The sequence below is a fragment of the Sorangium sp. So ce887 genome (genome assembly GCF_051521455.1).
Lineage (GTDB): Bacteria > Myxococcota_A > Polyangia > Polyangiales > Polyangiaceae > Sorangium.
Map to the genome: position 1 here is coordinate 12,459,682 of NZ_CP150354.1, position 19,458 is coordinate 12,479,139.

A 19,458-nucleotide genomic window follows, 5' to 3' on the forward strand; every position below is an offset into this window, starting at 1 on the left:
AGAACGTCCAGTCACGCCGCGTTCCCGCGAGATGCCTTGAACAAGAAGGAGAAAGGACTGACTGATGCAATACAGACGTAGACCCCTGGTGCTGGTTTCGGTGCTGCTGGGGGCCCTTTCGCTTATGGCTTGCTCCAAGAAGGATCCCCCGCCGGCGGGGCAGGACCCTGGAGCCGGCGCCAAACCAGCCGCGCCCGCCGAAGTAGGCGAGCTGAACCTGCTGATCTTCCCAGACTATATCGATGAGAAGATCGTCAAGGATTTCGAGGTCCTGACCAAGGCCCAGGTGCGGCTGACCCGATACGACTCCACCGAGGAGATGGAGAGCAAGCTGGCGTACGCTGGCGCGGAGAGCCAGTACGACGTCGTGATCATGGCCAGCCAGATCCTGCCCAGGATGGTGCGGCGCGGCCTCGTCAAGCCACTGGAGCACGCGCAGATCCCGAACCTCAAGAACCTCGAGCCGCGGTTCTCCGGGGCCGGGTTCGACGACGGCAACAAGCACGGTGTGCCGTACCAGTGGGGCACCGTCGGCATCGTCTACAACAAGAAGAAGCTGCCCAACCTCGATCCGTCGTGGTCGGTGCTGCTCGATCCGAAGAAGGTGGCCGGTACGTTCGTGCTGCTCGACGAGCAGCGGGACATGCTCGGCTCGGTGCTCAAGTACAAGGGGTTCTCGAGCAACACCACGAACGCGAGCGAGATCCGCGAGGCCGGGAGCGTCCTCAAGGACGTGAAGAAGCAGCCGAAGTGCCTCGGGTTCAAGGGCGGCGTGGGCGCCATGGAGGATGTCAGGGCGGGCTCCGTCGACATGGCGGTCGTCTGGAACGGGGACGCGCAGAAGGCCATCCAGGCGGAGAAGGACCGCCTCGCCTTCGTGATCCCGAAGGAGGGCTCCGTCATCTGGGTCGACGTGATGACGATCGCGGCGAAGGCGCCTCACCCTGAGCTGGCCCACAAGTTCATCAATCACGTGCTCACGCCGGAGGGTGGCGCGCAGCTCTCGCTGTACACCAAGTACGCGTCGCCCAACGCCGCAGCGCAGGGCAAACTGCCGCCGGAAGACCGCACGAACACGCTCATCTATCCGACGAAAGAAGTGTCGGATCGCCTCGAGCACCACCGCGACCTGGGCGAAGCGGCCAAGGTGTTTGACGAAGTCTGGACGGAAGTGAAGTCACAGTGACGTCGCCGTGCCGTCGTCATCGATGGAAGCGCGGTACGCCACCGCGGGCTCAGGGAGGCACCTGCGCCCACGTGGACGGACACGCACCCTCTGTGAAGTCTCCTCTCTGACCCCCCGTGACCAGCGGCGTGTGGGATCTACCCCGGTCCCAGCGCCTCATGTGAGGCGGAACGCGACCTCGTGTGCGGCGCGCGGCGCGGACCGCTGGTCGGCGCCTGCGTGCGGTGCGTGCGGTGCGCACCGCACGCAGGCGCCGAGCCAGGATGCACAGTGGACACAATCGGATCGCGTGCCGTGAGATTGCCGCACGATGCCGCGGAACGATGATAGGCTGGGCGTTATACCTGGGAGAAGCCCCTGATGAGCAGCCCTCTCGACCTTCCGTTTGCCGTTCATCCTCGTATCGAGACAGAGCGTCTGGTACTGCGTGAGATCCAGGAGTCCGATGCTGAAGCCCTGTTCTCCGTCTGTTCGGACGCTGAGTGGCTGAGGCTATGGGGCGCTCCCGTTCACAGAGAGGTCGCCGATACACGGAAGATGATCGGCATGCTCAAGCGCGCGCACCAGGAGGGCTCGCAGCTCCGATGGGGCATCAGCATCCGGGGGTCGGAGCACCTGATCGGCGCCGTAGGGTTCTATCGCTTCCTGATGCCGCACTATCGCGCCGAGATCACCTACGAGCAGGCGCGCACGTCGAGCGGCAAGGGGTACATGACGGAGGCGCTGCGCGCGGTCGTGCGGTTCGGGTTCGAGCAGCTCGACCTGCACACGATCGAGGCGGGCATCGACCCCGGGCACGGGCCCTCGCTCCGGGTCGCTGAGCGGCTCGGCTTCCAGCGGGAAGGGTACCTCCGGCAGAACTACTTCTTCCAGGGGAGTTTCTACGACACGATCCTGTGTACGCTGTTCAACCCCAAGCCGGCGCAGCGGCCCTACAACAAGTAACGGGGCTTCTGGTGGCTCTGTAGGATCTCAGGTCCGCTCGATGTGCCCGGCCCCCGACAAGGGGGGTCGTCGCGCGGGGCGGGCGATGGGCCGAACTCGCCTGGGGCGTCCTGTCCCCGTCGTGCGATGCACGACGGAGACAGGACGCCATTCGGGCTCAAACATCGGCCCATCGCCCACCCCGTGCGACAACCCCCCTCGCCGGGGGCCTGCCGTTTGTCCATAGAATGACCGTCCTCGGCGCTGGCAGGCGTCGATGAGCGCGGGCGCCGCTTGACGGTGCGTGCCGCTCGCTTTCGCCTTCGGCGCTGGCAGGCGTCGACGAGCGCCGGGGGCGCTCGACGATGCGCGCTGCTGGCTTCGGCCTGGCGGGGATGATCTCGGGGGGACAAAAAGACAGCGCCCCTCCGCTGGAAGGGGAGGGGCGCTTCGCGATGCAGGCAGCTGGCGAGGCCAGCGCCCGCGGTTCTCAGAGGCTCATGTTGAGCGAGGCGAGGAACGTGCGGCCGTTCTGCGGCATCTTGGCGATGGTGTACTGAGCGGCCGTGGGCGCCGTGTAGCGCCAGTCGCCGACGTTGTAGACGCCGACGTTGTACCGGAGCCCGCCGACCTCCAGCTGCCCGGAGACGACGATGTCCCAGATCACCGCCGGCTCGGTCTTGGTCTGATCGGGCACGCCGTCCGGCGGAGGTGTCTCGCCCTCGTACGTCTTCACGTTGCGGTCGTACCGCGGCGCCTCGACCGTCAACCGCGACGCCAGGACGACCGCCTTCCCGAAGAGCGGGGCCGCGCCGCGGACCGATCCCATGTGCTCCGGTGAGTTCGGGACCTGGCGCAGCTTGTTCACGCCGTCCTCTTCCAGGTACTGCGCCTTCGCGTAGGAGTACGAGGCCGAGGCCATCCATCCCTGCCGCCACTCGCGGCGCAGCTCAGCCTCGCCGCCCACGACGAGGATGGGGTCCCCGGTGTTCCTGTATTGCGTCGGATCATCCACTGGGATCCCGCTCCCCTGCTGGAAGATCAGTTTGTCGAGGTGGTTCACGTAAGCGGCACCGAGCACCGATACCGTGGAGGAGAGCCGGTGCGTGAACTCGATCTCTCCCGACCAGACAAATTCGGGCTCGAGATCGTCCCCCTGCTCGTAGGTCACGTCAACACCCGTCCCGGCTTCGTTGAGCAAGGCGTACCCGTAGAACATCTCCTGGATGGACGGCGCCCGGAAAGCGCGGCCGCCGGTGATCTTCAGGTTACCCTGCTCGTACGGCTTGGCGATGAGCGCGATCCGAGGACTCGGCACGACCTCGCCGAGCGTCGAGTAGTAGTCGAAGCGAGAGCCTGCCGAGATGCGGAGCCGCTCCGACGGGGTGATGTCGACGAGCGCGTACCCGGCGAAGATATTGTAAGGGCGCTTGTCCTCTCGGTCCATTTTCTTGAGCTCGTCCGCCGCCTGCGCCTCACTCAGACCCTCCAGGTTTGGCAGCGGCAGGTAGATGAACTCGTAGCACCCGGTGCCGTCGCAGACCGTGTCCAGGCCGCGCTGCGTGGCCTGGAAATGTATTTGTGCCTCGGCGCCAACGGTGACCTTCACCTGGGAGATCGGGCTGAACTCGACCCGCTGCTCCGCCAGAAGCCAGAGACCGTTGAAGTCTTCCTGGTCATGGATCTCGTTGAACCCCGGCGGCATCAACTCCGAGGCCGGGTCGTACCAGAGTTTGTCGCGGAAATTGTACCAGTTGAAGCTCGCGCGGGTGAGCGTTGCCAGCTTGTCCCCGAAGCGCGGCGCCAGCGAGAGCTCGACGAACCCGCGGGTGTCTCGATAGGTGGTGTTGTCGCCGCCAAGCTGGGTCGTGGCGACGCCGTTCGGGAGCGTCTTCCAGCGGGAGTTCAGGTACGCCTGCGCCGAGAACGACTTCATCCAGAACCGGCCCTGGAATGTCCCGACGTTGAACTTGTCCGTATCCCGGGCATACCCGTCGAAGCTGGGGGTCGTTAGGTGCTCCCTGTAGTCGCCGAAATAATAGTCGCGCCCGAGGCTGCGCCCGGCGGCGGCCGACATCCAGAAGCCGGAGTCGCGCCCGAGCGGCATCTGGGCCGACACGCGGCCTCGGATCAACCCGTTGTCCGCCGTGCCGACGCCGAAGCCCACGCTGCTCGCCGTCGGACGACCCTTCGTCACGACGTTGACGACGCCGGAGAACGCGCCCGTACCGTAGAGCACCGAGCCGGGACCTCTCACGATCTCGATCCGCTCGACGTCCTCGAGGTCCGTCCGGGCCAGGTAGTCGAAGTACGACAGGTTGACCCAGTTGTCGTTCATCGAGTGACCGTTGAGCAGGGTCAGCATGCGGTTGCCGAAGTCGCCCGGCAGGTTGATCCCGCGGACGCCCGCGAAGGTGTACGCGCCGTCGTACGTCGTGAAGACGCCGCGCGTGCCTCTCAGCGCCTCCGCGACGGTGGGATAACCCATCGCGCGCAGCTCCTGCCCGGGGATGATGGTGACCGAGCCCGGCGCGTCCTCGACGGCCTCCGCCGAACGAGACGCGGCCTCGACCTCCTCGAGCTGGCGGAGCGAGATGTCGATGCGGGTCTGCTGGCTCGCCACCACGTTCGCGACCTGCTCCACCGGGCGGAACCCGCGCAGCGAGACGCGCACCCGGCGCTGGCCGCTCTGCACGTTGAGCACCGCCGGCGTGAAGCCCATCGGCTTGCCGTCGACCTCGACGAGCGCGTCGCGCTCGTCCGCGTTGACCACCAGGCTGCCGGTGAGCGGGTTGAGACGGTAGCGCGCGGTCACCGTGCTGGCGGCCCCGACGTTCACGTCCTGCTCCGACGGCTGATACCCCTCCTGCGAGAGGTACAGGCGGTGCCGGCCAGGCGGCAGCGTGAGATCGCACGGCGCGGTGCACGCCACCGGACCGCTCGCGTCGTTGACGCGCACCGTCGTGCCCGCCGTCTCGCCGACCACGCGCACCGTGCCGACGATGCGCTTCAGCTTGATCGCGACGTTCGTCTGCTCGCCGACCTTCGCCTCGACGTTCTCGACCTCCGCCGGCTCGTATCCCTCGAGATCGACGATGATCTTGTGCTTGCCAGGCTGGAAGCCGAGCAGGCGGGGCGTGTTGCCGCGCCCGCCGAGATCGCGGCGGTTGATGTACACCGTCGCTCCGGGCGGGTCCGACGTCACGTTGATGACAGAGACGTTTGGCCGGATGCGCGCGAGCGCCTCCTCGATCGCGGGCCTGCGCGCAGCGTTTGGCTCGAGATCGAGCGCCTGAACGTAGTAGCGGAACGCGTCCGGGTACTCCTGGAGCGCCTCGTACGTTCGAGCGATGTTGAAGATGACGTTGCGGTTTGGCACGAGACGGTTCGACACCAGGAAGTGCTCCAGGGCGCCCCGGTAATCGCGTGCTGAATAACGCTCCGTGGCGATCCTGAAGTGTAGATCGGCCTCATCGGCCAGATCGTCCGCCCAGGCAGGCCGACCGGAGAATGTGAGGAGTGAAACGAGTATGAGTAGGAGTGCGGAACGACGAAAGCTCATCTTTCGATCTCGATTCCCAGCGGTCGTAGTGTGGAGCGGAAGGCGCCGTCCGCCGGGTCCAGCAGTGACGCTGAGACACGGCGAGCTTGGGACGAATAGCCGCATTGCCGGGTCAGCTTACCGTAAGCCGTGGGCCGATCCAACCTGTTCGCACAAGCGGCCGATGCCTCCTCCTCCACGTGGACGTCGCTGTGTAGGCGCTTCTGCGCGGCGGGCCTGATAGCGTGAGCAAGACCCGGCGGCGCGGCGCGCACGGAGCGCGGCGCGCGCGTGGATCTCCCCCGAGATCTTCGCGCATCCGAGCGCCGGAAGGCAAGCGCCCGAGGTCGGGCTCGCTCGCGCGCCGCCCCATCGCCCGGGCCGGGTCGCAGAGCGCTGCACGCGCCGCCTCCACATGCATAAGCGTTCGTGAGGCGCCGCGCGGAGGCGCCGCCGCCCCGGGGGAGCGGCGCGGGCCCCTCAGCGGCGGCGCGGCTCGATCACGAGCTCGGCCGTGGAGCGGAGGCGACAGCTCAATCGTGCCGCCAGCGGGTCATCCGCTCCAGCATCATGATGAACAGGATCACCCCGAACACGAGGAGCGTTGAAATCGCGAACAGGTCCGTCCGCATCCCTCGCACCTGAGAGTGATAGACGAAGAGCGGGAGCGTGACCGAGCGTGGGCCGGATGTGAAAAAGCTGATCACGAAGTCGTTGAGCGACATCGTGAACGCGAGCATCGCGCCCCCCACGATGGCCGGCCACAGGAGGGGGAGCGTGACCCTGCGGAAGTGGATCCAGGACGAGGCGTAGAGATCCGTCGCGGCTTCGCTCAGCGTCGGTCCGATCGAGATGAGGCGGCTGCGGACGATGAGCGTGACGAACGCGATCTCGAACGTCACGTGGCCGATGATCATCGTCGTCATGCCGAGGTCGAACCAGTCCACCACCCGGCGGAGCAGGTTGAACGCCATGACCAGCACCGCCGCGAACGTGATGTCCGGAGCGACCGCCGGGATGTCCACGATCGACTCGAGCAGGCGGCTCACGGAGGTCGTCCACGGAAAGCGCATCCCGAGCGCGAGCAGCGTCCCGAGGACCGTCGAGATGACCGTCGAGGCGCCGCCGAGCAGCAAGGTGTTCACGGCCACCTCGCGGATCTCCCTGGCGCGCCGGCTCGTCTCGGGATCGGCGAAGAGCTCAATGTACCAGCGCACCGAGAAGCCCGTCCAGACCAGGCCCCGCTCCGCGGCGTTGAACGAGTACATGGCGACCGCGAGCAGCGGCACGTAGAGGAGCCCGAAGCCGAGGAAGGCGGCGACGGTCGTCAGCGCGCGCCAGGGGCCGCGGCCGCTGCTCACAGGATCTCCACGGAGCGCCCATTTCGACGGTACAGCGAGACGCCGCCCAGGGTCAGGATGATGAGCAGGAGGCTCAGCGCCGCGCCATAGGGGATGTTCCGGCCCGGGCCGAACTGGTGCTGGATCAGGTTGCCTATCAGCCAGTGCTTCGCGCCGCCGAGCATGTCGCTCACCACGAAGACGCTCATCGCAGGGACGAACGTCAGGATCACGGCGACGCTGAGGCCGGGCAGGGTCTGGGGCAAGATCGCGGCGAAGAAGACGCGGAGCCGCGAGGCGTAGAGGTCCTGCGCCGCCTCGACGAGCGACCAGTCGAGGCGGTCGATGCTCGTGTAGAGGGGGACCACCGCGAACGGGAGCGAGGCCGCGACGAGGCCGAGCGCGACCGCGGTCCAGCTGGGGTAGATGTCGCGGCCGGGGTCGATCCAGCCGAGCCAGGCGGCGAGCTTGGCAGGCATCAGCTGCGCCGACAGGAGGAGCTTCCAGCTGAACGTGCGGATGACGAGGTTCGTGCAGAGCGGGACGATGACGAGCGCCAGCCAGAAGAACCGCCGGCGCCGCGAGCCGCGAGCGATGAAGAAGCCCATCGGATACGCGAGCGTCACGGAGGCGCTCGTGGCGATCAGGGCGAGGACGATGCTCCGGATGAGGATGCGCGCGTTCTCGCCCGACGCGGAGCCGAAGATGCGCGCGAACGACTCGAGCGTCAGCTCCCAGATCAGGACGCCGTCCGCGTCGCGCTTCATGAACGACACGACGAAGAGCGCGAGGCTCGGCAGGAGGAGGAACACGGACAGCCAGGAGATGCCGCCCGCGATGAACAGGAAGCCCCGCGCGAGGAGCCTGCGCCGCGTCGTCAGCTGGCCATACCAGACCGTCGGCTCAGTCACTGAGCACCTCGAGCCGCTCGGAGGGCAGCGCGAGCCAGACGGACGAGCCGGGCTTGAGGCGCGAGCGGGGGCTGAGCTGCACGCGCAGCGGCCCGGGCTCGATGATGAGCTCCACGTGATCGCCGCGGTAGAAGCTCTCGCGCACGACGCCGCGCACGCCGTTCTCCGGCGGCTCGTTCTCGCACAGCTCGATCCACTCGGGGTGGATCGCGAGCGTGCCGAACTCCCACTGTGGCGTGGTCTGGACCCTCAGCGCGCCCACGGTCGTGAAGACGAGCGTGGCGCCGACGCGCTGCGCCGAGATGAGGTTGGCCGCGCCGAAGAACTCGGCGGCGAAGCGGCTCTGCGGCCGCTCGTACACCTCGGCCGTCACGCCCTGCTGCTCGATGCGGCCCTTGTTCATCAGCACGATCCGGTCCGAGACGGTCATCGCCTCGTCCTGATCGTGAGTGACGAGCACGAACGTCTTCCCGAGCGCGCGCTGGAGGCGGCGCAGGTCGAGCTGGACCTCGGCGCGCAGCTTCGCGTCGAGGGCCGACATCGGCTCGTCGAGCAGCAGCACCTCAGGCTCGTTGACGACCGCGCGCGCGAGCGCGACTCGCTGCTTCTGACCGCCCGAGATCTGGTGCGGATATCTCTCCGCGAGATCATCGAGCTTGAGCATCGAGAGGCTCGAGCGCACGCGATCGCGCACCTCCGGGTCAGGGATGCTGCGCGACCTCAGGCCGAACGCCACGTTCTCGAACACGGTCAGATGCGGGAACAGGGCATAGTTCTGGAACACCGTGTTCACCGGCCTGCGGTTCGCCGGCAGGTGGTCAACCGCCCTGCCCGCGAGGAGGATGCGCCCCCGATCGGAGCGATCGAGCCCCGCGATGATGCGGAGCAGCGTGGTCTTTCCGCAGCCGGATGGCCCGAGGAGCGTGACGAACTCGCCGGCCTCCGCCGTGAACGACACGTCGTTCAGTATCTGTGTCTTCCCGAAGCTCTTGCTGACATTCTCTACAACGAGGCTGCATCCCGGGTTCCGCGCGGCCTCGCTCTCGGTCGGGGGCCTCGTGATGCGCCGCGCCGACGACGAGAAGAAGTCTCTCAACCTCTGGATCACCCCAGCAAACCCTTTGCGCGTGGCGCTCTCGGAACCGCTTCCGATGCCTCGGAGCGTACTACGCAGACCATGATGCTCTCCCGTTGTCAACTGGGTGCGCGCCGGCTTGACCGGCTGAGCGGCGCGCGTCGGACCGGGTTCTTTTCGCTCGCAGGCCGGGTACGCTACCGCCCTTCCCTTGGGCGTGCCAGCTTTCTGCCGATCCGGCTCGCGGCGTGACGCACGCGCCACGCAGGCCGCGCGCGCCGCCGGCGCACGCCGCGCGTCGTGCGCGCTTCCCCCGCGCTCGCCGCGCGCTTCCCAGGCGCCTGCCACGCGGCTTCCGCGCGCCTGCCACGCGTCTTCCACGCGCTGCTTGCCACCGCTCGGCGCCGGTGATTTCTTGGTCCACGCATGGGCCTGAGGAGCGCGAGACCTGAGTTCGGAGGCACGCGTCGCTTCCAGGTCGTTCGCGTCGTCGGTGTCGGCGGGATGGGGGTTGTCTACGAGGCCTTCGACCGCGAGCGAAAGGGGCGCGTCGCCCTCAAGATCCTCCGGAATCTGAGCGCCGATGCGCGCCTCCGGTTCAAGAACGAGTTCCGTTCGCTGCAGGACATCCAGCACCAGAACCTGGTCAGCCTCGGCGAGCTCCACGAGGAAGAGGGGCAGCTCTTCTTCACGATGGAGCTCATCCGCGGCGTCGACTTCGTGGTGCACGTGCGGCTCCACGAGGAGGGCGACGCCGGGGCCGGGCCGAGGGGCGAGCCCGCGAGCGGCGGGCGGCGCTCCACCCTGCCGTCGATCCCCCTCTGGCATTCGCAGGGCCCCGCGTCCGAGCCGCAGCCCCGGATCAAGCGCCCCTTCCACGAGGCCCGCCTCCGCTCGGCGCTGGCGCAGCTCGCCCAGGGGCTCGCGGCGGTGCACGCGGCCTACAAGGTCCACCGCGACATCAAGCCTTCCAACGTGCTCGTCACCGCCGAAGAGCGGGTGGTCGTCCTCGACTTCGGCTTCGTCGCCGACGCGAGCGGCCCGGGGCGCGAGCACGCCGTCGTCGGGACGCTCCACTATATGGCGCCCGAGCAGGCCGAGGGGAAGTCGGCCGGGCCCGAGGCGGATATCTACAGTCTGGGGGTGATGCTCTACCTCGCGCTGACGGGCGTTTATCCGTTCCAGACCGCGCCCAAGGCGACGATGGACATGATGCGGCGGGCCGAGCCGCCGCCGCCGAGCCGGCTCGTCGAGGACATGCCGGCCGACATCGACGAGCTCTGCGTGGACATGCTCCGCATCGACCCGGCCGCCCGCCCGACCGCGCGCGACGTGCTGCGGCGGCTGCGCGTGCAGGAGCTCATCGAGGAGCCGCCCGTCCTCTCGCAGCGCATCGGCTTCGTCGGCCGGCACAGCGAGCTCGCCGCGCTCGAGGGCGCGTTCGCCGAGGCGAAGATGGGGCGCGGGATAACGCGGTTCATCGAGGGCGAGTCGGGCGTCGGCAAGAGCGCGCTCCTGCGCCGGTTCCTGGAGCGCATCGACAAGGAGGCGCTCGTCCTCGCCGGGCGCTGCTACGAGCGCGAGGCGGTCCCCTACAAGGCGGTGGACGAGCTCATCGACGCGCTGAGCCGGCACCTCGTGCGCCGCCCTCCCGAGGAGATGAGGGCGCTCCTGCCGCCCAACGCCGGCCTGCTCGGCACGGTGTTCCCTGTGCTCCGGACGGTCCCCGCCATCACCGAGGCGCGCGCGCGGCGCAAGGCGATCGACCCGCCCGAGATCCGCGCCCTCGTCTTCACCGCCCTGCGGGAGCTGCTCGGCCGGCTCGCGGCCGAGCGGCCGCTCGTGCTCGCGATCGACGACCTCCAGTGGGCCGACGCCGACAGCGTCGCGCTGCTCTCGGAGGTGATGCGCCCGTGGACCGAGGCCGACCTCAGCGCCGCGAGCCGGCCCGGCTCGTTCGCCGGCCTCGACGGCCCCGTGCCCGCGGGCGCGCCTGTCGATCCCTCGCGCCCGCGGGCGATGATGCTCGTCGCGGCGGTGCGGACCGCATCGGAGACGGCGCCGCCGGTCTCGCGGCAGCTCGGGGTGCCGGTCGACTCGCTCGGGCACATCATCCTCCATCGCCTGTCGCTCGCCGAGGCGCAGGAGCTCTGCGTGCTGCTGCTCCGGGGCGCGCCGCTCGGCCGTCCGCTCAGCATCGAGGCGATCGCGCAGGAGGCCGGCGGCCATCCGCTGTTCATCGACGCCCTGCTGCGCCACCGGCTGGCCCAGGACAACGACGGCAGCCCGGTGCGCCTCGACGACGTCCTCTGGGCGCGGATCAGCCGGCTGGATCCGCGGGCGCGCCAGCTGCTCGAGCTCGTCGTCTGCGCCGGCGTGCCGGTGCTGACGTCGGTGGCCGCGCACGCCATGGCGGCGGACTTCGGGGAGCTCACGCGGGTGCTCTCGGCCCTGCGCGCGGCGAACCTCGTGCGCACCGGCGGCTCGGGGCAGGACGAGTTCGCCGAGCCGTTCCACAACCGCATCCGGGAGACCGTGGCGAGCCGGCTCGACGAGCAGACGTCGCGCAGCTGGCACGGCCGGCTCGCGCTGGCGCTGGAGGCCTCGGGGCGCGCGGAGCTCGAGGCGCTGGCCGAGCACTGGCGCGCCGCCGGGGACGCCGAGCGCGCGGCCGGCTACGCGGTGCGCGCCGGCGAGCAGGCCGAGGCCGCGTTCGCGTTCGACCACGCGGCGCGCCTCTACCGCATGGCGATCGATCTCCACCTGCCCGGCGGGGCGGAGCGGCGGGTCGTGCTCGCCAAGCTCGGCGACGCGCTGAGCAGCGCCGGCCGCGGCGCCAAGGCCGCGGAGGCCTACATGGCCGCGAGCGACGGCGCCCCGGAGGCCGAGGCGGTCGATCTCGGGCGCCGGGCCGCCGAGAACCTGCTCCGCGCCGGCTACGTCGACGCCGGCATGGCGGGCCTGCGCTCGGTGCTCGGCGCGGTGGGCATGCAGGTGCCGAAGACGCCGGAGCTCGCGGTCGCGTCGCTGATGCTGCGGCGCGCGCAGGTGCGCCTGCGCGGGCTGAACTTCGTCGAGCGGCCGGCCGACGAGGTCTCGGCGGAAGATCTCATGCGCATCGACGTCTGCTGGTCGGCCGCGATGGGGCTCGCGATCGTCGATCCCACGCGCGGCGCCGACTTCCAGGCGCGCAACCTGCTGCTCTCGCTCAAGGCGGGGGAGCCTTACCGCGTGACGCGCGCCCTCGCCTTCGAGGCGACCTACCTCGCGATCGACGGCGGCCCCTCCGCGTCGCGCGTGACCGACCTGCTCTCGACGGCGAGCGCGATCGCGGCGCGCATCGGCCGGCCCCATGCGCTCGGCCTCGTCGGGTTCGTCGGCGGCGTCACGGCCACGCTGTTCGGCCGCTGGCACCAGGGCGTGGCCGATCTCGATCGGGCGGACGTCATCTTTCGCGAGCGCTGCACCGGCGTCACGTGGGAGCGGAGCTGGGCGCACACGTTCTCGGCCTGGGCGCTCTGGTACGGCGGCGAGACGCGCGAGTTCATGCGCCGGGTCCCCATGTACCTGCAGGCGGCCGACGAGCGCGGCGATCGCTACCTCGCCACGAGCCTGCGCTCCTCGCAGGGCAACGCCTACTGGCTCGTGGGCGACGACCCCGACTCCGCGCAGCGCCAGGCGCAGGACGCGATCCGGAGCTGGTCCAAGGCGGGCTTCCAGCTGCAGAGCTACTTCGACCTCGTCGCCCGCGCGCACATCGGCCTGTACCGGGGCGACGGTGAGGCCACGCACCGCCTCTTCGCCGAGCAGCAGTCGGGCATCGAGAGCTCGCTCGCCCTGCGCATCCAGGCCGTGCGCATCATCATCACCCACCTCAGGGCCTGCGCCGCGCTGGCCGCCGCCGCCGCCGTCACGCCGGCCGACGCGGAGCCGCTGTACGAGGAGGCGACGCGCGCCGCCCGCAAGATCGAGGCCGAGCACATGCCCTGGGCCGACCCGCTCGCCGCGGCGGTGCGCGCCGCGGTCGCCGCCGCCCGCGGCCAGGCGGAGGCGGCGGGCCATCAGCTCGCCGAGGCCGTCCGCGGCTTCGATGCTGCCGGCATGGCCCTCTACGCCGCGGCCGCGCGCCGCCGCCACGGCGAGCTGCTCCAGGGAGACGAGGGCCGCACCGCCGTCGCGACCGCGAACGGCTGGATGCACGACCAGGGCATCGTGAGCCCCGATCGCATCACCCGCATGCTCCTGCCCGGCTTCTCGACCTAGCCCCCGTCAGGGCTTCACGCGCAGGATGGCCGTGCCCCGCTGCTTTCCGTAGAGCTGCTTGATCTCGATCTTGTACTCGCCCGGCGACGACGCGCTGAACTCGACGGGCGAGGCGCTCTGCGGCTTGCCGGTGGGCAGGTCGCGCAGCACGCGCTCGATGATGATCTTCCCCGAGGGGGAGCGGATCTTGATGTTGAACGGGGGCGTCGCCTCGTCGTAGGCGCGGAACACGACGCGCACGGTGTCTCCAACCGAGACCGGGGTGGTCTGGCTGATGGTCTCGATGTCGCCTTCGTTCTCAACGGTATCGGCCACGCGTCGCTCGTCCCGTGAGGTACCGCACCGCGGGCCCTCGGCGCTCATTGTAGACGCGTCCGGCGGAGATTCGCGAATTTGGAGCGCGCCGCCGGCCGGCACCACCTGCCAGAGGAGGCCGCGCGACGGCCGCCTCCTCCGGAAGGATCACGTCCTCGACCATCGCAGGCGCGGCTGGCGCGCGGCCCGGGCCTCGTCGAGGCGGCCGACCACCGTGCCGTGCGGCGCCTGCTTCACGACGTCCGGTGTCTCCTGCGCCTCCTTGAGGATGCTGAGCATCGCGGCGGCGAACTCGTCGAGCGTCTCGCGGGTCTCCGTCTCCGTCGGCTCGATCATCAGGGCGCCGGGCACGACCAGCGGGAAGTAGACCGTGGGCGCGTGGAAGCCGTAGTCGAGCAGCCGCTTCGCGATGTCGAGCGTCTTGACCCCGGTCTCCTTCTCGATCTGGCTGTCCGAGAGCACCACCTCGTGCATGCACGGCTGCGGCACCGGCGCGCTGTAGTGGTCCTTCAGCTTGGCCCAGAGGTAGCGCGCGTTCAGCACGGCGAGGCTGCTCGCCGCCGTGAGCCCCTCGCCGCCCATCTCCCGGATGTACGCGTACGCCCGGATGAACATCCCGAAGTTGCCGGTGAAGGCCCGGAGCCGCCCGACGCTCTGGGGCCGGTCGCGGTCCCACGCGAACGCGTCGCCACGCCGCACGAGCACGGGCGACGGCTGGAACGGCTCCAGGTGCTTCTTGAAGCAGACCGGCCCGGCGCCGGGGCCCCCGCCGCCGTGCGGGGTCGTGAACGTCTTGTGCAGGTTGATGTGGATGACGTCCATGCCGACGTCACCCGGCCGCGCGTGCCCCATGATGGCGTTCGTGTTCGCGCCGTCGCCGTAGACGAGCCCCCCCTTGTCGTGGATGAGCTTGATGATCTCGGGCAGGTGCGTCTCGTACGCCCCGAGGGTGTTCGGGTTCGTGATCATCAGCCCGCAGACGTCGCCGTCCGACCCGTGGCGCTCGATCGCGGCGAGGACCTGCTCGGGGTGGGTGATGCCGTCGGCGGTCTTCTCGATCCGCACGGCCACGAGCCCGTTGAGCGCGCAGCTCGCCGGGTTCGTGCCGTGGGCGCTCTCCGGGATGAAGACCTTCCGCGGCGAGCGCCCCTTCGACTCGTGGAACGCCCGCATCATCATCAGCCCCGCGAGCTCGCCCTGCGCGCCCGCCGACGGCTGCAGCGAGCAGCCGTCCATCCCGCTGATCTCGCAGAGCGCCTCCTGCAGGCGCCACATCACCTCGAGCGACCCCTGGCTGAGCTCGTCGGGCGTCATCGGGTGCAGCTTCGCGAAGCCCGGGATGCGCGCGGCCCACTCGTTGACCTTCGGGTTGTACTTCATCGTGCACGACCCGAGCGGGTACATCTGCCCGTCGATGCAGAAGTTCCACTGCGAGAGCCGGACGAAGTGCCGGAACGCCTCCGGCTCGCTCACCTCCGGCAGGCCGGCCGCCTCCTGGCGCGCGAGCGCGCCGTAGTGAGCGCCGGGATCGACGTCGGGCACGTCGAGCGGCGGGAGCGACGCGCCGGTCCTGCCCGGCGTGCCGCGCTCGAAGATGGGGGGTTCGCGGAACTGAATGCCTCGCGGCTGCGGTTGGGTCATCGGGGGCTGTTATGTCAGAGGGCGGGGGGCTCGGCAGGTGCTTCGTCGGGGGGGGAGGCGGGCGGCTCGGGCGCCTCGGACTCCTGGTTCTGGCCGTCCCAGTCGCCGCCGCCGATGTCGGAGCTGCCGGTGCCCCCGATCGACTGCAGGTCCGGCAACATGTTGCGCTGCTTGACGGCTTCCCAGGGCTCGCCGACCTCATCCTTGTTACGGCCGATCTCGCCCACGATCTTGTCGTCGACGTTCTCGCCCTCCGGCCGCGTGTACTTGAAGTACCCCCGGCCTTCCTTTGTCGAGTTCGGCCCGATGGCGCCGATGACGTGCTCGGTCCAGGTGAACTTGATGAGATCGCCCGTCACCGTCCCGTGCAGCTCGCCCCACCGATCCTTGACCGGGCGCATCCAGCGGCCCTCCATGGAATCGTTGTCCTGGACGAGGTGCAGGTAACCGTAGAGCTCGCTGTAATAGACGCCCGTCCAGTCGCCGCCCTCGGGCATGTCGCCAGCTTGCACCTTGGCCGTCTTGGGCGCGGGGGTCGAGCTGCAGCCCAGCGCCGTCGTCCCCAGCAGCAGGGCACAGGCGGCGCCGGCAATCCAAAGCCGTCGCGATACGTTCATGGCGGCGGAGCCTAGCACAGCACCTACCCGCACCCATACCCCCGCCATGGGCCCCGCAGCAGCGGCAGAGGAACGAGCGTGCGTCACGCGCGTCACGTGCGTTACGTGCGCAACGTGAACGACATGCAGCCTACCTGCCCCGCTGAAGGAGGAGCGTAACGCACCGTTCAGCGCATCCGCGACGGCGTCAATTTTCCGCTTCGCCTCTTCGTGGACCGCGAAGCGCTGGTAAGCTTCCGAGCATGATGAAGTCCTTTGTCTGCAACCGAGGTTTTGTAATTCCCGGTAGAATTGCTCTCTTGACCAGCCTCCTCGCCCTTGCGGCCTGCGAGGGGCGGCTCGGCGACCTTGACGGCACCCTCCCCGACGACGACGACGACGGCGGCGGCAGCAGCAGCAGCAGCGGCTCCTCGGGCGGCCCTCGCCCGGTCCCCGGGGGCTCCAAGCCGTTGCCGACCGCCGCGTCGTGCGCTCCTGCGGCGAGCGGCGCCGCCGACGTCGCGGAGCCCCAGCTCCTCCTCCAGCTGTCCGACGACGACGAGAGCGCGTGGCTCGGGTCGCCGGCGGTCGCCGATCTGGACGGCGACGGCGAGAGCGAGATCCTGGTGACGCACAACGGCAACATCGTCGCCTGGGGCCCCGACGGCGAGCAGAAGTGGCGGTTCGACGAGTCGCGGGAGCACGGCCGCATCTGGGCGAGCCCGATCGTCGCGGACTTCCGCGGCGACGCGCAGCTCGAGGTCGTCTTCGCGGCGCGCACAAGGATCTACATGCTCGACGCGAGCGGTCAGGTGGTGGACGGCTGGCCGGTCACCTGGAACGACGAGATCCGCGCCCTCGCCGCCGGCGACGTCGACGGCGACGGCCAGCTCGACGTCGTGGCCGCGAGCACCGACAGGTCCCCCGACGTCCTGACGGCCTTCCACGCGAGCGGGGCGCGGGTCGCCGGCTTCCCGCCGATCGAGAGCAACACGATCGGGTGCGACGCGCGCCGCAGCGACGACGCCGAGTGCTGGATCGTGGGCGTCTACGACCAGAACCTGGCCATCGGCGATCTCGACGGAGACGGCGCGCAGGACATCGTCGCGCCGATGGACAACTCCTATGCCGGGTTCTACCGCGGCACGGGGGAGGCCTTCGACGCGAATCCCATGTTCGAGGGCCGCCCGAAGACGCCGGGCGTGCGGTACATGCACGACCTCGCGCTCGCGCAGCAGGGCTTCGGCGACAGCCGCGACCTGCAGGCCTATTTCAAGAACTCGGCCCCTGCGATCGCGGACGTCAACGGCGACGGCACGCCGGAGATCATCATGCTCGCGGCGGCCGAGGACGTCGACATGTCGGACCAGTCCCAGGGCGTCGGCCTCTGGGTGGTCCGCAACGACGCGAGCCGCATCGAGGGGTGGGAGAGCCCGTTCTACGCGCCGGACTATCTGTCCGGCGGCGAGGATCTCGGCGGCAACATCGTGGCCGCGACGCAGCAGGTGACCGTGGCCGACCTCGACGCGACGCACCCCGGCCCCGAGATGATCTTCGCGGGCCTGGACGGGCGGATTCACGCGGTCCACGCCGACAAGGAGGAGTACTGGGACGTCCAGTTCACGGACGACACGCAGGTGCTCACGGGCGGCGTCGTGGTCGGGGACCTGTCGGGCGACGGCATCCCCGAGGTCGTGTTCAACACCTACTCGACCGAGGAGAACCGGAGCCACCTCTTCGTCCTCAACGCGGGCGGCAAGATCCTCCACAAGATCCCGCTGCCGCGGCTCGGCGCGATGCCCGTGCCGACGCTCGCCGACGTGAACGGCGACGGCACGATCGAGATCGTCGTGTCGCTCCGCGAGATCGGGTGGATCGGCAACGAGCCGGAGCCGAACACGTACGTGTACACGGTGCCGCAGTCGGCGACGAACTGCCTGCTCTGGCCGACCGCGCGCGGCAACTACTACAGGAACGGCTGGGTCCGCGCCGCGGACTGACGCGCTCCGCGGGGCCTGCGCGGGCAGGCTCCGCGCTCGTGCGCTCGTGAGAAGGGCCGATGGCTCCGGCGGTCGGCCCTTCGCCGTCGAGGCCGGTCCGGCCTCAGGCCGCGAGCGCCTCGCGGCAGGCGGAGACCGTCCGCTCGATGTCTTCCTCGGTGTGCGCGCCGCTCAGGAAGGCCGCCTCGTACTGCGACGGAGGCCAGTAGATGCCGCGCGCGAGCATGCCCGCGTGGAAGGCGCTGAAGCGCTTCGTGTCGGAGGTCGCGGCGTCGGCCCAGGAGCGGACCGGGCCCTTCGTGAAGAACAGCGTGATCATCGAGCCGACCCGCTGGACGCACGCGGTCACGCCGGCGCCCTCGGCGGCGGCCCTGAGGCCGCGCTCGAGGGACGCGCCGAGCTGCTCGAGCCGCTCGTAGAGGTCGGGCGTGAGGCGCTCGAGCGTCGCGAGCCCCGCGCTGACCGCGAGCGGGTTGCCGCTGAGCGTGCCGGCCTGGTACACGGGGCCGAGCGGCGAGACGACGCGCATCACGTCGGCGCGGCCACCGTAGGCCGCGAGGGGCATGCCGCCGCCGACGATCTTGCCGAGCGTCGTCAGGTCCGGCCGGAGGCCGAAGCGCTCCTGCGCGCCGCCGCGGGCGACGCGGCAGCCGGTCATCACCTCGTCGAAGATCGAGAGCGCGCCGTGCTTGCGGCAGAGGTCGATCACGAGGGCGAGGAAGCCCGGCTCCGGCGGGACGCAGCCCATGTTGCCGACCACGGGCTCGAGGATGACCGCGGCGATGTCGCCGCCGCGCGCCGCGAAGGTGGCCTCGAGGGCGGCCGGGTCGTTGTAGGGCAGCGACAGCGTGGCGCGGGCGACGCTCTCGGGGACGCCGGCCGAGTCGGGCGCGCCGAAGGTGGCGAGCCCGCTGCCTGCCTTGACGAGCAGGTGGTCGGCGTGGCCGTGGTAACAGCCCTCGAACTTGATGATGGCGTCGCGGTGGGTGAAGCCGCGCGCGACGCGGATGGCGCTCATCGTGGCCTCGGTGCCGCTGGAGACGCAGCGCAGCATGTCGATGCTCGGGTAGAGCTCGCGGATCTTCTCGGCGAAGCGGACCTCGAGCTCGGTCGGGGCGCCGAACGAGAGGCCGCCGAGGGCGGCTTCGCGGACGGCCTCGACCACGGCGGGGTTCGCGTGGCCGAGGATGGCCGGCCCCCAGGAGCCGACGAAGTCGATGTACTCGGCGCCGTCGACGTCGAACAGCCGCGCTCCCTGCGCGCGGGCGATGAAGACGGGGTCGCCGCCGACGGCGCGGAAGGCCCGCACCGGGCTGTTCACGCCGCCGGGCAGGACGGCGGCGGCGCGGTCGAACAGGGCTTTGGAGGCGGGGGCTCGGCCCCCGCGGGCAGGCGGAGGAGCGCTTGTCGCGTTCGTCATCGTGCTCCGGCCATAGCAGGGGCAAGGCGGGGGAGCGACGCGGAACGAGGCTGCCGGCGCGGGGCGTCGAGGTTTGCCGGACGCGGGGCGTCGAGGTTTGCCGGACGCGGGGCGTCGTGGTGGCGGGGCCCGAACGACGGACGGGGGGCTGGTGGCGAGCGGCCTTCGATCCACACGATCCTTTGCGGCGCGGTCGCGCTTGGCTATGGTGATCGTCTGGAGAGAGGGGGCCGCGAGCTGCGGCCC

Annotated in this window: 12 protein-coding genes; 4 read left to right on the plus strand and 8 right to left on the minus strand. The window is 69.9% G+C overall.

The window, feature by feature from the left end:
• Positions 1-64 precede the first annotated feature (64 nt).
• Complete coding sequence (locus WMF36_RS46700; protein WP_437577347.1) at positions 65-1,186, plus strand: polyamine ABC transporter substrate-binding protein; 1,122 nt, start codon at positions 65-67, stop codon at positions 1,184-1,186.
• Positions 1,187-1,546: 360 nt separating this feature from the next.
• The gene (locus WMF36_RS46705; protein ID WP_437577348.1) at positions 1,547-2,131 is read left to right on the plus strand and encodes a GNAT family N-acetyltransferase; all 585 of its coding nucleotides are present in this window, start codon (positions 1,547-1,549) and stop codon (positions 2,129-2,131) included.
• Between the two features lie 469 nt (positions 2,132-2,600).
• Here WMF36_RS46705 and WMF36_RS46710 read toward each other — a convergent pair whose 3' ends face one another.
• The 4 genes from WMF36_RS46710 to WMF36_RS46725 all read right to left on the minus strand — a co-directional run bounded on the left by WMF36_RS46710 (position 2,601) and on the right by WMF36_RS46725 (position 8,998).
• On the minus strand, positions 2,601-5,672 hold the full coding sequence (locus tag WMF36_RS46710; protein WP_437577349.1) for a TonB-dependent receptor domain-containing protein: 3,072 nt from the start codon (positions 5,670-5,672) through the stop codon (positions 2,601-2,603).
• A 512-nt stretch (positions 5,673-6,184) separates the two neighbouring features.
• Entirely contained in the window at positions 6,185-7,012 is an 828-nt protein-coding gene (locus tag WMF36_RS46715) for an ABC transporter permease (protein WP_437577350.1), read from the minus strand.
• Complete coding sequence (locus WMF36_RS46720) at positions 7,009-7,902, minus strand: ABC transporter permease (protein WP_437577351.1); 894 nt, start codon at positions 7,900-7,902, stop codon at positions 7,009-7,011. The genes WMF36_RS46715 and WMF36_RS46720 overlap by 4 nt, the downstream gene beginning before the upstream one ends.
• Positions 7,895-8,998, minus strand: a complete 1,104-nt coding sequence (locus WMF36_RS46725) for an ABC transporter ATP-binding protein (protein ID WP_437582052.1) — start codon at positions 8,996-8,998, stop codon at positions 7,895-7,897. The genes WMF36_RS46720 and WMF36_RS46725 overlap by 8 nt, the downstream gene beginning before the upstream one ends.
• A gap of 405 nt (positions 8,999-9,403) precedes the next feature.
• Between WMF36_RS46725 and WMF36_RS46730 the strand changes: the two genes are divergently transcribed.
• A complete protein-coding gene (locus WMF36_RS46730) occupies positions 9,404-13,240 on the plus strand; it encodes a serine/threonine-protein kinase (protein WP_437577352.1) in 3,837 nt (1,278 codons plus the stop codon).
• A gap of 6 nt (positions 13,241-13,246) precedes the next feature.
• On the opposite strand, the gene WMF36_RS46735 is transcribed toward WMF36_RS46730, so the two are convergent.
• The 3 genes from WMF36_RS46735 to WMF36_RS46745 all read right to left on the minus strand — a co-directional run bounded on the left by WMF36_RS46735 (position 13,247) and on the right by WMF36_RS46745 (position 15,813).
• Positions 13,247-13,555 carry a hypothetical protein gene (locus WMF36_RS46735; protein ID WP_437577353.1) on the minus strand — a complete coding sequence of 103 codons (309 nt, stop codon included), beginning with the start codon at positions 13,553-13,555 and terminating at the stop codon, positions 13,247-13,249.
• Between the two features lie 147 nt (positions 13,556-13,702).
• Positions 13,703-15,196 (minus strand): aminomethyl-transferring glycine dehydrogenase subunit GcvPB, encoded by a 1,494-nt coding sequence (gene gcvPB / locus WMF36_RS46740; protein WP_437577354.1) that lies wholly within the window; start codon positions 15,194-15,196, stop codon positions 13,703-13,705.
• A gap of 14 nt (positions 15,197-15,210) precedes the next feature.
• On the minus strand, positions 15,211-15,813 hold the full coding sequence (locus WMF36_RS46745; RefSeq protein WP_437577355.1) for a hypothetical protein: 603 nt from the start codon (positions 15,811-15,813) through the stop codon (positions 15,211-15,213).
• A gap of 299 nt (positions 15,814-16,112) precedes the next feature.
• Here WMF36_RS46745 and WMF36_RS46750 point away from each other — a divergent pair, with 299 nt between their 5' ends.
• A complete protein-coding gene (locus WMF36_RS46750) occupies positions 16,113-17,792 on the plus strand; it encodes an FG-GAP repeat domain-containing protein (protein ID WP_437577356.1) in 1,680 nt (559 codons plus the stop codon).
• A gap of 103 nt (positions 17,793-17,895) precedes the next feature.
• Here the strand turns inward: WMF36_RS46750 and hemL are convergent, their stop codons facing one another.
• Positions 17,896-19,212: a glutamate-1-semialdehyde 2,1-aminomutase gene (hemL, locus tag WMF36_RS46755; RefSeq protein WP_437577357.1), complete on the minus strand. Its 1,317-nt coding sequence runs from the start codon at positions 19,210-19,212 to the stop codon at positions 17,896-17,898.
• Between the last annotated feature and the right edge of the window lie 246 nt (positions 19,213-19,458).

Coding starts and splice junctions, on each gene's coding strand:
- hemL (WP_437577357.1), bottom strand. CDS start 19,212: ATGACGAACGCGACAAGCGCTCCTCCGCCTGCCCGCGGGGGCCGAGCC.
- WMF36_RS46700 (WP_437577347.1), top strand. CDS start 65: ATGCAATACAGACGTAGACCCCTGGTGCTGGTTTCGGTGCTGCTGGGG.
- WMF36_RS46730 (WP_437577352.1), top strand. CDS start 9,404: ATGGGCCTGAGGAGCGCGAGACCTGAGTTCGGAGGCACGCGTCGCTTC.
- gcvPB (WP_437577354.1), bottom strand. CDS start 15,196: ATGACCCAACCGCAGCCGCGAGGCATTCAGTTCCGCGAACCCCCCATC.
- WMF36_RS46705 (WP_437577348.1), top strand. CDS start 1,547: ATGAGCAGCCCTCTCGACCTTCCGTTTGCCGTTCATCCTCGTATCGAG.
- WMF36_RS46710 (WP_437577349.1), bottom strand. CDS start 5,672: ATGAGCTTTCGTCGTTCCGCACTCCTACTCATACTCGTTTCACTCCTC.
- WMF36_RS46745 (WP_437577355.1), bottom strand. CDS start 15,813: ATGAACGTATCGCGACGGCTTTGGATTGCCGGCGCCGCCTGTGCCCTG.